Annotated in this window: 14 protein-coding genes; 7 read left to right on the forward strand and 7 right to left on the reverse strand. The window is 71.6% G+C overall.

Features of this window, described 5'->3' with window-relative positions:
- Positions 1-119 precede the first annotated feature (119 nt).
- On the forward strand, positions 120-386 hold the full coding sequence (crgA, locus tag ACLJPY_RS08345) for a cell division protein CrgA (RefSeq protein WP_043787021.1): 267 nt from the start codon (positions 120-122) through the stop codon (positions 384-386).
- Positions 387-543: 157 nt separating this feature from the next.
- Entirely contained in the window at positions 544-876 is a 333-nt protein-coding gene (locus tag ACLJPY_RS08350; protein ID WP_410587430.1) for a PH domain-containing protein, read from the forward strand.
- Here the strand turns inward: ACLJPY_RS08350 and ACLJPY_RS08355 are convergent.
- Both ACLJPY_RS08355 and ACLJPY_RS08360 read right to left on the reverse strand, forming a co-directional pair.
- Positions 873-1,826 (reverse strand): rhomboid family intramembrane serine protease, encoded by a 954-nt coding sequence (locus tag ACLJPY_RS08355; RefSeq protein WP_410587431.1) that lies wholly within the window; start codon positions 1,824-1,826, stop codon positions 873-875. The two genes, ACLJPY_RS08350 and ACLJPY_RS08355, sit on opposite strands and share 4 nt — an antisense overlap.
- 37 nt (positions 1,827-1,863) lie before the next feature.
- Positions 1,864-2,382 carry a peptidylprolyl isomerase gene (locus ACLJPY_RS08360; RefSeq protein WP_410587432.1) on the reverse strand — a complete coding sequence of 173 codons (519 nt, stop codon included), beginning with the start codon at positions 2,380-2,382 and terminating at the stop codon, positions 1,864-1,866.
- 90 nt (positions 2,383-2,472) lie between these two features.
- Between ACLJPY_RS08360 and ACLJPY_RS08365 the strand changes: the two genes are divergently transcribed.
- Positions 2,473-3,009, forward strand: coding sequence for a hypothetical protein (locus ACLJPY_RS08365; protein WP_410587433.1), 537 nt, complete (start codon positions 2,473-2,475; stop codon positions 3,007-3,009).
- Between the two features lie 64 nt (positions 3,010-3,073).
- Here the strand turns inward: ACLJPY_RS08365 and ACLJPY_RS08370 are convergent, their stop codons facing one another.
- Together ACLJPY_RS08370 and ACLJPY_RS08375 are read right to left on the reverse strand one after the other, a co-directional pair.
- On the reverse strand, positions 3,074-3,526 hold the full coding sequence (locus ACLJPY_RS08370; RefSeq protein ID WP_410587434.1) for a DUF6918 family protein: 453 nt from the start codon (positions 3,524-3,526) through the stop codon (positions 3,074-3,076).
- Positions 3,527-3,673: 147 nt separating this feature from the next.
- On the reverse strand, positions 3,674-4,210 hold the full coding sequence (locus ACLJPY_RS08375) for a DUF2020 domain-containing protein (RefSeq protein WP_410587435.1): 537 nt from the start codon (positions 4,208-4,210) through the stop codon (positions 3,674-3,676).
- A 69-nt stretch (positions 4,211-4,279) separates the two neighbouring features.
- Here ACLJPY_RS08375 and ACLJPY_RS08380 point away from each other — a divergent pair, with 69 nt between their 5' ends.
- From ACLJPY_RS08380 to ACLJPY_RS08390, 3 genes are read left to right on the forward strand one after another with little or no spacing between them, the layout of a single operon-like run.
- A complete protein-coding gene (locus ACLJPY_RS08380; RefSeq protein ID WP_410587436.1) occupies positions 4,280-4,912 on the forward strand; it encodes a hypothetical protein in 633 nt (210 codons plus the stop codon).
- 1 nt (position 4,913) lies between these two features.
- Positions 4,914-5,552 (forward strand): pyridoxal 5'-phosphate synthase, encoded by a 639-nt coding sequence (locus tag ACLJPY_RS08385; protein WP_410587437.1) that lies wholly within the window; start codon positions 4,914-4,916, stop codon positions 5,550-5,552.
- Positions 5,553-5,604: 52 nt separating this feature from the next.
- The gene (locus ACLJPY_RS08390; protein ID WP_410587438.1) at positions 5,605-6,993 is read left to right on the forward strand and encodes an alpha/beta fold hydrolase; all 1,389 of its coding nucleotides are present in this window, start codon (positions 5,605-5,607) and stop codon (positions 6,991-6,993) included.
- Here ACLJPY_RS08390 and ACLJPY_RS08395 read toward each other — a convergent pair.
- Positions 6,971-8,191 carry a cytochrome P450 gene (locus ACLJPY_RS08395; RefSeq protein WP_410587439.1) on the reverse strand — a complete coding sequence of 407 codons (1,221 nt, stop codon included), beginning with the start codon at positions 8,189-8,191 and terminating at the stop codon, positions 6,971-6,973. The two genes, ACLJPY_RS08390 and ACLJPY_RS08395, sit on opposite strands and share 23 nt — an antisense overlap.
- Before the next feature lie 99 nt (positions 8,192-8,290).
- Here ACLJPY_RS08395 and ACLJPY_RS08400 point away from each other — a divergent pair, with 99 nt between their 5' ends.
- Positions 8,291-11,389 (forward strand): BTAD domain-containing putative transcriptional regulator, encoded by a 3,099-nt coding sequence (locus ACLJPY_RS08400; protein WP_410587440.1) that lies wholly within the window; start codon positions 8,291-8,293, stop codon positions 11,387-11,389.
- Here ACLJPY_RS08400 and ACLJPY_RS08405 read toward each other — a convergent pair.
- Together ACLJPY_RS08405 and ACLJPY_RS08410 are read right to left on the reverse strand one after the other, a co-directional pair.
- Positions 11,373-12,116: an ABC transporter permease gene (locus tag ACLJPY_RS08405; RefSeq protein ID WP_410587441.1), complete on the reverse strand. Its 744-nt coding sequence runs from the start codon at positions 12,114-12,116 to the stop codon at positions 11,373-11,375. The two genes, ACLJPY_RS08400 and ACLJPY_RS08405, sit on opposite strands and share 17 nt — an antisense overlap.
- On the reverse strand, positions 12,113-13,045 hold the full coding sequence (locus ACLJPY_RS08410) for an ATP-binding cassette domain-containing protein (protein WP_410587442.1): 933 nt from the start codon (positions 13,043-13,045) through the stop codon (positions 12,113-12,115). The genes ACLJPY_RS08405 and ACLJPY_RS08410 overlap by 4 nt, the downstream gene beginning before the upstream one ends.
- Positions 13,046-13,071: the final 26 nt, after the last annotated feature.

The following is a 13,071-nucleotide window of genomic DNA, read 5'->3' on the forward strand; positions in this document are numbered from 1 at the left end:
CTCCTGGCCGCTGCTTTCCTGCGGTCGTTTACGTTAACGTGTGCACGTGGCGCTGGTTGCGCACCCTCAGCGGGACATCGCCACCAGACGAGCCCGAAGAGCACCGCGAGGAACACACGATGCCCAAGTCCAAGGTCCGCAAGAAGACGGCGTACACCCCGCCCGCCGACCGGCGCACGCCGGTGAAGGTGCGGGCGGCAGGCCCGACCGGCCTCGCCTGGAAGATCCCGATGTTCGGGCTGATGCTGCTCGGCCTGGTGTGGCTGCTGGTCAACTACATCGCCGGGGACAAGATCTCCTGGATGGCCGACCTGGGCAACTGGAACTTCGCCGGCGGGTTCGCGCTGATGATCGCCGGTCTGCTGATGACGATGCGGTGGCGCTGATCTTTACTCCGTTCGGCGGCTTGACGTCGAATTACAGCGGTGTGACTCATCCCCAGTGTGGATAACCCCTGTGGATAACTACCCCACCTCGTGGGCGCCTCGCCAGGCGCTTGTGGTATCGGCCTGGGTGGTCACGGCGTTGCTGCTTGCCGGTGTGGTGGCTGACGCCCTCAGCGGCGACCGCGGCGGGCTGGTGCTGTTCGCCCTCGCCGCGGTGGCCGTCGGCGCGTTCGCCGCCCACGCCACCGTCGTGCGGCCGCGGCTCGCGGCCGGCCCCGAAGGCCTGGCCGCGCGGACGCTGGGTGGCACCCACCGGCTGCCGTGGGCGCAGACCCGCACCCGCCTGCGCACCACCAGGCGGCTCGGCCGCGACGGCGTCACGCTCGAGGTCGAGCACGACGACCAGCTGTACGTCTTCGGCTGGCTCGACCTCGGCGAGGACCCGCGGGACGTCCTGGACGTCCTCAGCACGCTACGGGCGCGCAGCTAGGCGCAGAAGTAGGTCGGGACGCCCCGGTAGGGGACGAAGCCGCAGCTCGCCGTCCCGAACGTGCTCGCCTGGTAGGCGAGCAGGCCGACGAGGGCGAGCGCGATGATCGTGAGGCCGATGGCCTGCCACCGCGCCTGGTTGACCTGCGGCGCGTAGAGCAGGGCGACGGTGACCAGCGCCCCGGTCACCAGGCCGCCGACGTGCGCCCAGATCGAGATGCCCGAGATGCCGAACGTGATGAAGGCGTTCAGCGCGAGCGTGATGATCAGCCCGGTCGGGTTCAGCCGCAGCTTCAGCACGAGCACCGCGTACGCGCCCATCAGGCCGAACAGCGCGCCGGACGCGCCGACCGTCGGTGGGCTGTCCTGGTCGAAGATCAGCACGGCGGCGGACGCGCCGAGCATCGAGACGAAGTAGAGCGCGAGGTAGCGGCCGCGGCCGCAGACCTGCTCCAGCGCCCGGCCCATCATCCACAGCGAGAACATGTTGACCGCGACGTGGATCGGCCCGTAGTGCAGGAACCCGCTGGTCAGGACCCGCCACCACTCGTCGTGGCCCAGGGTCGCGGTGACGTAGAGGCTGCCGCGCTGGAAGGCGTTCGACGCGTCGTTGTCGTTGAGGCTCTTCGCCTGGAAGACCGTGAACAGGTAGACCAGGACGTTCACCGCGAGGATGACCTGGGTGACGAGCACGGACTGCGAGAGCCGCGCACCGAAGACGGTCCGCTGGCCGAGGCCCGCTTCCTGGTACTCGCGGTGCTGACGGCGCTGCTCCTGGCCGCCGGCGTGGACGCAGTCGGTGCACTGGAAGCCGACGGGGGCTTCGCGGAGACAATCCGGGCACGCCGGACGCCCGCACCGGGAACAGCTCAGTCCGGTCGGGCGGTTCGGGTGCCACCAGCACCCGGGCAGCGCGGCTTGCTCGGCGGCGGGGTTCGGCGGTTGGTTCACGATGTCACCAACCTACCGAAACCCGCGTCGGCAAGCCTCAGTGCTCGACGGTGACCTTTTCGATCACGATGTCGGTCAGCGGACGGTCCGCCGGGCCGGTCGAGGTGCGCGCGATGGCGTCGACGACGGTGCGCGACTCCTGGTCGGCCACCTCGCCGAAGATCGTGTGCCGGAAGTTCAGGTGGGTCGTCGGCGCGACGGTGATGAAGAACTGCGAGCCGTTCGTGCCCGGCCCGGCGTTCGCCATGGCCAGCAGGTACGGCTTGCTGAACTGCAGCTCCGGGTGGAACTCGTCGCCGAACTTGTAGCCGGGGCCGCCGCGACCGGTGCCGGTCGGGTCGCCGCCCTGCAGCATGAAGCCGTCGATGACCCGGTGGAAGATCGAGCCGTCGTAGAAGGGGCCGGAGTTCGTGCCCGCCGCGTTCGGCTGGGTGTACTCCTTGGTGCCCTCCGCGAGCCCGACGAAGTTCGCGACCGTCTTCGGCGCGTGGTCCGGGAACAGGTTCAGGTGGATGTCACCCTGATTGGTGTGCAGCGTAGCTTTCACGGACCTCATCGTGCCATCTGCGGGCGGGCGGCGCGGAAAAGGGGCACGATAGGTTACGGGTAACAGAGCAGTGCCGAAACGAATGAAGAGGTGAAGCCCATGTCCCGGGCGACAGCCCAGGCCGTCGAGACCGCCGACAAACTCGTCACCGAGGGCGTCAAGCAGGGGCGGCGCGCGCAGCAGCAGCTCGCGAAGAAGACGGAACTGACCCGCAAGGAGCTCAAGAAGAGCTCGAAGGCCGCTCGCCAGGAGGCGCTCGCGCGCCTGTCCGAGCTGCGCAAGCCGGGTCGCAAGGCGAAGAAGGCCGCCATCAAGGCCGCGAAGGCGGCCGGCGACTCGAAGCGCCGCGGCAAGAAGGACTTCAAGGCGGCGAAGAAGGACTTCTACGCCGCGCTGTCCGAGGCCAAGTCGGCCGCCAAGGGCACCCGCAGCCGTCGCAAGTGGCCGTGGCTGCTGGGCCTGGTCGTGGTCGGCGCCGGCGCTGCCTACGCCCTCCGCTCGAAGCAGGAGCCGCCGGTCGCGCCCGCGCCGCCGAAGGCCACCCCGCCCGCGCCGAAGCCGGCCGAAGCGGCGAAGCCGACCCCGCAGGCGAACGGCAAGGCGCCTTCTCCGGCGCCCGCCGAAAAGAAGAACTGAACACGACGCGAAGAGGCCCCCGGGGGTGCAGCCGGGGGCCTCTTCAGTCGTGCCTGGGAACCGATCAGACGGCAGCGGCGTGCTTGTCGATCAGCTGGCCGAGCCGCGGCAGCGCCTCTTCGACGTTCTTCTTGCCGTTCGGGCGCAGCTTCGAGTAGACCTTCTTGATGCTGTCGCGGCTGCTCTTCTCCGCGCGCGTGTCGGTGACGCTCAGCAGCGCGTCGGAAGCCTCGTCCGAGCGGCTGGACAGGTAGGCACCGAAGTCGTTGCCGCCCTTGGCGCGGTAGTCGCCGTAGAACGGCTCGAGCGCGGACGCGAAGTCCGGCAGCAGGGTGTCGACGGCCGAGGGGATGATGCCCGGCTTGATCTTCTTGACCGCGGCGAAGCCGGTCTTCACAACGGCACCCGAAACGCCGCCCTTGTCCGAGACCTCGGCGTCCACGAGGGTCTCGAAGTCGGAAACGACAGCCGGGCGACGGCTGGAGTCGAGCAGGATTTCCTTGAGGGTGTCAGCCACGAATCTTGTCCTTTGTCCTTGCAGAGTTGGTGCCCCGCCCCGGGGTGGGGGTTCCCCGGTGGCTGCGGTGCGCGAGTCCACGAAGCCTGCGCGTGACGCACAGGGTAATACAAGATCAACATCACTCACCCGTGTGGAGGTCGCTACCTAGAGCTTCAGGGCGGAGATAGTCTTCTTGACCACTGTGCGTGCTTTCACGCTCTGCTTCTGGTTCGTGGTCGCGATGACCGCCGTGCCGCCCTTCGCGACCGCGTAGACGGCGCCGGTGTCGGCCGACAAATAGCCCCCCTTCCAGCCGGAAGGGTCGCTCGCGGGGTTCGACGAGTCCAGCGGCGCCGCCTTGTTGACCAGCGCCGTCGCCGTCTTCGCGTCCCCGACGTACACACGGACGGTGAGCTGGACCTTCCCGTCCGGGCGATAGAAGAAGCACGCAGGGTGCGGCTGGTCCGCCGACACGCGCACCTTCGACACGTGCTGGCCGTTCGAGTCGGCCACGAACTCGCTGTCGAGGTACGGGCAATCCTCCGTCGCGCCGGGCTGGGGGTCCGGGGGCAGGCCACCGGACGCCGTGCCCGCGGCGGTGGACGCGGACGGCGGGCTGGGCGTCGCGGTGCCGGTCACGGTGGTGGCGCCGCAGCCGGCCAGCAGGGCCACGGCGGGCGCGAGAAGTACGAGTCGTCGCATAGCGCGGACAGTCAACCACGAAGCATGTGTGGAAACCGCTGGCTGACGGCCGCGTGAGACGATGGCCGCGTGCTCACCCCCGAGCAGTACCTCGGCGCGATGGCCGAGCGCATCCAGCGGGCCGGCGGCCGGCTGAACACCGTGCCGATCGGCCCCGCCACGGCCGTCGTCGGGCTGTTCACCGAGTCGGTGCTGCTCTCGACGCTGAACTACTGCGTGGTCGCGGCGGCCGTGCCGGAGGTCAGCGCGGCCGCGCTGTACGACTTCACCGGCCGCGCCACGCAGCACGCCCGGGCGAACCTCGTCGGCACCATGGGCTTGACGGCGACGTCCGTGGTCATCGCCGGGCTCGTCGGCGGCCGCGTGCACCCGGACGCCGCGCAGGCGGCGTCGGCCAAGTCGGGCAACCAGTTCGGCGGCGAGACGCGGATGGTCGCGGTGGACCTCTCCGCCGGGCAGCTGCACGCGTTCGTCGGCGGCAAGTTCTGGGGCGCCGCGATGCACGGTTCGATCAACGCCAAGCTGACCTACTGCTTCCCGCAGCCCGCCGAGGTCTACCAGCAGGTGCAGTGGCAGCAGGCGCAGCAGCACCCGCCGATGCCGCAGGTCCCGCCGCCGCCGGTCGTCGGCCCGGGCGGCCCGCAGCCGCCGGTGTACCCACCGCCCGGGCACCAGCCGCACCAGGGCCCGTACGGTTACTGACATGGTGCAGTTGCGCGGCTGGCCGTCGTTCCCCGAAGAACTTCCCGTCTTCACGCCGGAATCGGCGCCGGCGGACCCGCAGGCGCTCTTCATCGAGTGGCTGACCGAGGCCGGCGAGCACGTGCTGGCGCCGCACGCCGTCACGCTGTCCACAGTGGACGCCGATGGGGCGCCGGACGCGCGGGTGGTGATCCTCAAGGACGTCGGCCCGGCCGGCTGGGCCGTCGCGACCAGCTCGGAGAGCCCGAAGGGCATGCAGCTGCGCAAGGACCCGCGTGCCGCGTTGACGTTCTTCTGGCCCGGCCGCGGCCGCCAGGTCCGGCTGCGCGGCCCGGTGTCCCCCGCCGCGCCCGAGGTGTCCGCGGCGGACTTCCTCGCCCGGCCGCCGGCGTCGCGCGTCGAAGCGTTCATCGGGCACCAGTCGCAGGTGCTGCACGACCCGGCCGACCTCGACGCGGCGGCCGCGCAGGCGGAGCGCTGGGTCGCGGAGAACCCCGAAGCGGCCCCGGAAACCTGGACGCGGTACCTCGTCGACCCGGACGAAGCCGAGTTCTGGCAGGCCAGCCACGACCGGCGGCACGTCCGGCTGCGGTACCGGAAGTCGAGCGAAGGCTGGGTCCGCGAGCGCCTCTGGCCGTGACGAGCCGTTCGGGGGTATGCGCGCCCGGCCCGCGTGTGCGCATGATGCAGGCATGCGCTCGAAGATCCTGACCGCCGGGCTGGTCCTGGCGCTGACCGCCGCCCTCGGGGGCGTGGCCGACGCGCGTCCCGGCCGTCCGCAGCTGGCCGACCCGCACCCGTGCCCCGGCCAGCCGGGGTTCACGTGCTCGACGCTGACCGTTCCGCTCGACCACACCGGCCGCGTGCCGGGCACGCTCGCCCTGCCGGTGGCGACCGCGGACAACGTGACCGCGCCCAAGGGCGTGCTGCTGTTCCTGACCGGCGGGCCCGGCCAAGGCGGCGTCCGGACGATCACGCGGATCGCGACGCAGCGGCTGCCGGAGGTCGCGAAGGACTACCGGATCGTCATGCTCGACCAGCGCGGCACCGGCCCGTCGGGGGCGCTGCAGTGTCCCGGCCTGCAGGCGGAGATGGGCAGTTCGGACATCGCGACGCCGTCGGCCGCCGCGGTGCGGGAGTGCGCGCGCATCCTCGGCGACACGGCACCGCTGTACTCGACCGACCAGACGGTGGCGGACTTCGACCAGCTCCGCCAGGCGCTGGGCGTGCCCAAGCTGGTCGTCGACGGCGTGTCGTACGGCTCCTTCACGGCAGCCCGGTACGCGATCGCGCACCCGCACAACGTCAGCAAGGTCATCCTCGATTCGGTGCTCCCGCACCACGCGACGGCGTCGGCATCGCTGTACCTGACGGGCATGACGGCCGAAGCCCGCGTGCTCCGCGCGGCCTGCGCGGTGGCCCCGGCCTGTGGCTACGACCCGGCCGAGGACCTGGCGTGGGTGGTCCGCCACCGCGGTACGGACGACGGCGTGCGGATCTTCGACACGGTGGTGTCGTACGAATTCTCGGACCCGACGTACCGCAACCCGGAAGCGGGCGACGTCATCGGCGCCCTCCACGAAGCCCGCACCGGCGCCCCGGCCCGGCTCGACGCGCTGCTGGCGGCGTACAAGTCCGGCGGCGACGACCCGGCGTCGTTCAGCGCCGGCCTGCACGCGGCGGCGCTGTGCGCGGACCAGCGTTTCCCGTGGGGTTCGGCGGCCACGCCCCTCCCGCTCCGGCAGCCGTTGCTCTCGTTGACGGCCCACACGCTGCCGGAGTCCGCGACGTGGCCGTACACGACGGGCGTGGCCACGCAGCAGGGGTTCATCCAGAGCTGCCTGCCGTGGCCGGCGGAACGCCCCGCTTCGAACCCCGCCGGTTCGCTGCCGGAGGTCCCGGTCCTGCTGCTCAACGGCGACCGGGACCTGTCGACGCCGTTGGAGTGGGCCCGCGAGGAAGCGGCCCGTGCGCCGCGCGGCAAGCTGGTGGTCGTGCCGGGCGAGTCGCACTCGATCCAGAACCGCGAGCGCGGCCACGCGGGGCGGGACGCGGTGCTCAGCTTCCTGTCGGCCACGTGACCGGGAGCTCGTGGACGCCGTAGATGTTCATGTCCGTGCGCAGCTTGACCTCCTCGGCCGGCACCGCCAGCGCCAGGGCCGGGAAGCGGCGCAGCAGGCCTTCGAACCCGGCGCGCATCTCGATGCGGGCCAGCTGCTGGCCGAGGCACTGGTGCACGCCGTGGCCGAAGGACAGCAGGCCGCGGGCGTTGCGGCGGATGTCGAGCGTGTCCGGGTTTTCGAAGCGCCGGGGGTCGTGGTTGGCGGCCAGCAGGGAGACGACGACCGTCGAGCCCTTGGCGATCGTTTCGCCGCCGAGCTCGAGGTCTTCGGTGGCGTAGCGGAAGAAGATGTCCGCCACGGACAGGTAGCGCAGCAGCTCTTCCACGGCGCCGGGCAGCAGTTCCGCGTCGGCGCGGAGTTCGGCCGCCTGCCCGGGGTGCGCCAGCAGCGCGAACGTGCCCAGCGACAGCATGTTCGCCGTGGTCTCGTGGCCCGCGAGCAGCAGCAGGAACGCCGCGCCGGTCAGCTCTTCGATCGTCAGGTCGTCGTGGCGGGCGAGGTCGGAGAGGATGTCTTCGCCCGGCTCGGCGCGCTTCTTCGTGACCAGCTCGGTCAGGAAGGTGTTGAGCGCGATGTACGCGCCCATCTTCTCCTCGATGGTCTGCTCCCGGACCATGAACTGCGCCGAATTCGCCTGGAAGCTCTCGCGGTCGGCGTACGGCACGCCGAGCAGCTCGCAGATCACCAGCGACGGCACCGGGAGCGCGAACTCGTTGACCAGGTCGACCGGCGGGGCCAGCCGCGCGAGGTGGTCCAGCTGCCGCTCGACGACGTCGGCGATGTGCTCCTCCAGCTGCTTCATCCGCTTGACGGTGAAGGCGCCGGTGAGCTTGCGGCGCAGCCGGCTGTGGTCCGGCGGGTCCATCGCGATGAACATGCCCGGCAGCTGCGGGGACGGCTCTGTGGCGGCGGGCATGCCGGTCTCGTACGGCACGTGGATGACGTCGAGGTCGAGGCGCGAGCTGAACCGCGTGTCGGCCATCAGCTGCCGGACCTCGTCGTAGCCGGTGACGAGCCAGCCCTCGTGCCCGTCGGGGAACACCAGCGGGCTGACCGGGCGGGCGTCGCGCAGCCGGGTGAGCGCGCTCGGCGGGTCGAAGGGGCCCGCGTCGCGGTCCATCGGGAGTCCGTGCGGGACGTCGGCCGTCTGGGTCATCGGCTTTCCTTTCGTGGTGGGTACCGACGACGATCGCCGGGCGGGCTGACACGGGCCTGACACGCCTCGGACACCGCCGGCCGTGGCAAGATCGGCCGGGTGCAGATCGGGATCCTGGGGCCCTTCGAAGTGCGCACGGACGACGGCGCGCTCGCTGATGTGCCGGGCGCCCGCCTGCGGGGACTGCTGGTCGCCCTCGCGCTCGAGCCGGGCCAGGTCGTCCCGAAGAACACGCTCGTCGACTGGATCTGGGGTGAGCACCCGCCCGCCGAAGCGCCGAACGCGTTGCAGCGCCTGGTTTCCCGGCTGCGCAAGGCGCTGCCCGAGGGATCGGTCGACGGACGGCCGACCGGCTACCGGCTGGTGGTGGCGCCCGACGACGTCGACGCCGTGCGGTTCGAACGCCTCGTCGGGCAGGCCCGCACGGACGAGGACCCGCGGCGGCTGCGCGAGGCGCTCGCCCTCTGGCGCGGTTCGGCGATGCAGGACGTCGAGCTGCCGGAAAGCGCGGCGTTCGCGGCCGCGGTCACCCGGCTCGAAGGACTGCGCCTGGCCGCGTTGGAGGACCGGTTCGACGCGGAAGCCCGGCTCGGCCACGGCGCGGAGCTGGTCACCGAGCTGACCGACCTCGTCGCGGCCAACCCGATGCGGGAACGGCTGGTCGCCGCGTTGATGCGCGCCCTCGTCGCCACGGGTCGCGACACCGAAGCGCTGCTCGCGTACGAACGCACGCGCGAAATCCTGGCCGACACCCTCGGCGTCGACCCGTCACCGGAGCTGTCCGAAGTGCACGTGGCGCTGCTGCGCGGCGAGCTGGGGCGGCGGGAAGAGACGCGGAAGACCAACCTGCGGGAGGAGCTGACCAGCTTCGTCGGCAAGGACGCCGACGTCGCCGCGGTCCGGGAGCTCGTCGCCGGCCACCGGCTCACCACGCTGATCGGGCCGGGCGGTTCGGGGAAGACCCGGCAGGCCACGGAAACCGCGCGCACGCTGCTCGGCGACTTCCCGGACGGCGCGTGGCTGGTCGAGCTGGCCGGGATCGGCACCGGCGACGACGTCGCCCAGGCGACGCTGGGTGCGCTCAAGCTGCGGGACGCGCTCGTCGGCGAGGCACCGGACGCCGAGCCGGTGGACCGGGTCGTCGCCGCTCTGCGCGAGCGGTCGATGCTGCTGGTGCTGGACAACTGCGAGCACGTCATCGAGGCCGCGGCGGCCTTCGCGCACCGGGTGCTCGGCGAATGCCGCCGGCTGCGGATCCTCGCGACGAGCCGGGAACCGCTCGGCATCACCGGCGAGGCGCTCTGGCAGGTCGCGCCCCTGGTCCTGCCGGCCGAGGACGCGGATCCCGCCGAAATCGAGGCTGCCCCGGCGGTCCGGCTGCTGCGGGACCGGGCCGGTGCGGTCCGCACGGACCTCGCGGCGGACGCCCGCAAACTGGCCCGCGTCTGCCGGGCGCTGGACGGGATGCCGCTGGCCATCGAGCTCGCCGCCGCGCGCCTGCGCACGATGTCGCTGGACCAGCTCGCGCACCGGCTCGACGACCGGTTCCGCCTGCTGACCGGCGGCAGCCGGACCGCGCTCCCGCGGCACCGGACCCTGCGCGCGGTGATCGACTGGAGCTGGGAACTGCTGTCCGACGCCGAGCGCGTCGTGCTGCGCCGGCTTTCCGTGTTCTCCGGCGGGGCGAGCCTCGAAGCGGCCGAGCACGTGTGCGGCGGTGACGACGTGCTGGACCTGCTGACGGCGTTGACCGAGAAGTCGCTGGTGGTCGTCGTCGGTGAGCGCTACCGCATGCTCGGGACCATCAAGGAGTACGCCGGGCAGCGGCTCGCGGAAGCGGGCGAAACGGACCTCGCCCGGCGCGCCCACCTCGCGTACTTCACCGAGCTCGCCGAGACCGCGGAGCCGCACCTGCGCCGCGCCGAGCAGCTGACGTGGCTCGCTGCGCTCGAGGCGGAGCACGACAACATCACCGCGGCGATGCGCGGGGCCCTCGCGGCGGGCGAAGCGGCCGAGGCGATGCGGCTCGCGGCGACCGCGGGCTGGTACTGGTGGCTCGGCGGGCACCGGGCGGAGGGCAACGAGCTCGTCATGGCGGCCACGGCCCTGCCCGGCGAAGTGCCGGACGAGATCCGTGGCGTGGTCTACACCTTCGTCGTCCAGTTCGTGGCGGCCGGCCAGCAGAGCGACGAATACCGGGCGGAGGAGTGGATCCGCAAGGCGCACGAGATCAGCCTGCGGGTCGAACACCCGCGGCTGGCGTTGCGGTTCGCCGCCGCGCTGGAGCGCCTGCTGCACGGACCGGACGCGGCGCTGTCGGCGTTCGAACCGCTGCTCGCCGACGAAGACCCGTGGGTGCGGGCGGTGGCCCGGCTGCAGCTGGGCAAGATGCGCGTCCAGACCGGTCACGGCGACCAGGCCGCGGACGCGCTCCTCGAGACGGCCGTCGCCGAGTTCCGCGCGCTCGGCGAACGGTGGGGCACTTCGTTCGCCCTGACCGAGCTGGCCGATCGCATCGCCGTGCGTGGCCGGTTCGCCGAAGCGTGCGAGTCCTACGAGCAGGCGATCGAAGTCGTGACCGAGGTCGGCGCCATCGAGGACGTCGTCCGGATGCGGTCGCGGCAGGCCCAGCTGTACTGGCTGCTGGCCGACGAAAAGGCGAGCGCGGCCTCCTTGGCCGAAGCCCAGCGGGCCGCGGAGCGCGTGGCCTGGCCGAACGCGCTGGCCGAGCTGGCGCTGGCGAAGGCGGAACTCGCGCGGTGGAGCGGCGACACCGCCGAAGCGCGCCGCCAGCTCGAAGTCGTGACGACGACGATGGGCGACGACGCCCGGCGCGCGAATGTCCAAGCGGTCGTCCGCGACCTGCTCGGTTACCTCACCGACGACCTCGCGGAGTCCCACGGCCACCGCGCGGCGGCGTTCGAGGCGGCGACCGAGGCTGGGCACCCGTTGACGATCGCGCAGGTCCTCATCGGACTCGCGGATCTGGCGCTGCGCAAGGAAAACCCCGAGCAGGCCGCGCGGCTGCTCGGGGCGGGCGCGGGGCTGCGGGGCCTGCCGGACCGGGCGCACCCGGACGCGGTCCGGATCGAGGAGACCGCACGACGCCGCCTCGGTGACGACGGGTTCACCGAGGCGACGCGGGCCGGTGCGGAGGCGAGCTGGCCCGAGCTGGCCGCCGTCACGCTCGCTTCTTGAAGGTGGCCGACGCCCACAGGTAGCCGACGACGGCGATCCCGGTGCACCACGCGAGGGCGGTGAGCAGGGTGCCGGTGGCCGGCGTCCCGTTGAGCAGCCCGCGCAGGGTTTCGATGATCGGCGTGAAGGGCTGGTACTCCGCGAACTGCTTGAGACCCGGTCCCATCTTGTCCGCCGGCACGATCGCGCTGCTGAAGAACGGGAGCATGACCAGCGGAACCGAAGCCAGGCCCGCGGTTTCCGGCGTTTTCGCCGCCAGGCCCAGCGCGATCGTGAGCCAGCCGGTCGCGAACCCGAGCAGCACGACGACGCCGAACGCGCCGAGCCACTGGCCGAAGTTCGCCGCCGGGTCGAACCCCAGCAGGAAGGCCACACCGAGGAGGGCGGCGATGGCGACCAGGTTGGTCAGCACGCTCGCGACGACGTGCCCGGTCAGCACCGCGCCGCGGCTGACATCCATGACCTTGAAGCGGTTGATGATGCCCTTCGTCATGTCGGAGTTCACCGCGGTCGCGGTGGCTCCCAGCCCGTAGCAGACGGCCAGCAGCATCAGGCCCGGCGTCGCGTAGTCGACGTAGTTCACGCCGACGCTGAAGGCGTCGCCGAACATGTAGACGAACATCAGCATGACCACGACCGGCATCAGGACCGCGTTGAACACCGACATCGGGTTCCGCGCGATGTGCTTGAAGTTGCGGCGCAGCATCACGATCGAGTGGGCGTTCATTTCGCGGGAACCTCCGTGGCGTGGCCCGTCAGGGCGAGGAAGACGTCGTCGAGATCGGGGGTGTGGACGGAGAGCTCTTCGGCGCCGAGCGCGTATTCGTCGAGTCTGTCCAAAAGGGACCGCAGGGACCGCGTGCCGCCGTCACTGGGAACCCGCAGGGCCAGGGCTTCGTCGTCCCGCGTGGCGTCGGGGAGCACCCGCGCGGCGGCGTCGAGCTCGGCACCGGTGGTGAACCGGAGCCGTACGTGGGTCCCGGGGATCCGGCGCTTGAGCTCATCGGCGGTGCCCTCGGCGACCAGGCGCCCCTGGTCGAGCACGGCGATGCGGTCGGCGAGCTGGTCGGCCTCTTCGAGGTACTGGGTGGTGAGGAAGATGGTCACGCCGTCGGCGACGAGGTCGCGGATGATGGCCCACATGGTGCGGCGGCTGCGCGGGTCCAGCCCGGTCGTCGGCTCGTCGAGGAAGATGATGCGCGGGCGGCCGACGAGCGTCATGGCGAGGTCGAGCTTCCGGCGCATGCCCCCGGAGTACGTGGAGGCGGGTTTGTGCGCGGCGTCCGTGAGCTCGAACCGCGCCAGCAGCTCGGCAACGGCGTGCTTCCCGGCACGCCGGTTGAGGTCGACCATCAGCTGCAGGTTTTCCCGCCCGGTGAGCAGCTCGTCGACGGCGGCGAACTGCCCGGTGACCCCGATCGCGGCCCGCACGGCCTTGGCTTCGGTGCCGACGTCGTGCCCGGCCACGCGGACGCTGCCGGCGTCGGCCTTGGTGAGCGTGGTGAGAACGTTGACGGTGGTGGTCTTGCCGGCGCCGTTGGGTCCGAGCAGGGCGAAGATGGTGCCGGCGCGGACTTCGAGGTCGACGCCGTCGAGGACGGTCTTGTCTTGGTAGGCCTTCCGGAGCCCGGAGGCCGTGATCGCCAGGTCTGTCATGGGAACGACTGTCGAGGGACGGCCTG

The organism is Amycolatopsis sp. lyj-23, assembly GCF_046549135.1.
Lineage (GTDB): Bacteria > Actinomycetota > Actinomycetes > Mycobacteriales > Pseudonocardiaceae > Amycolatopsis.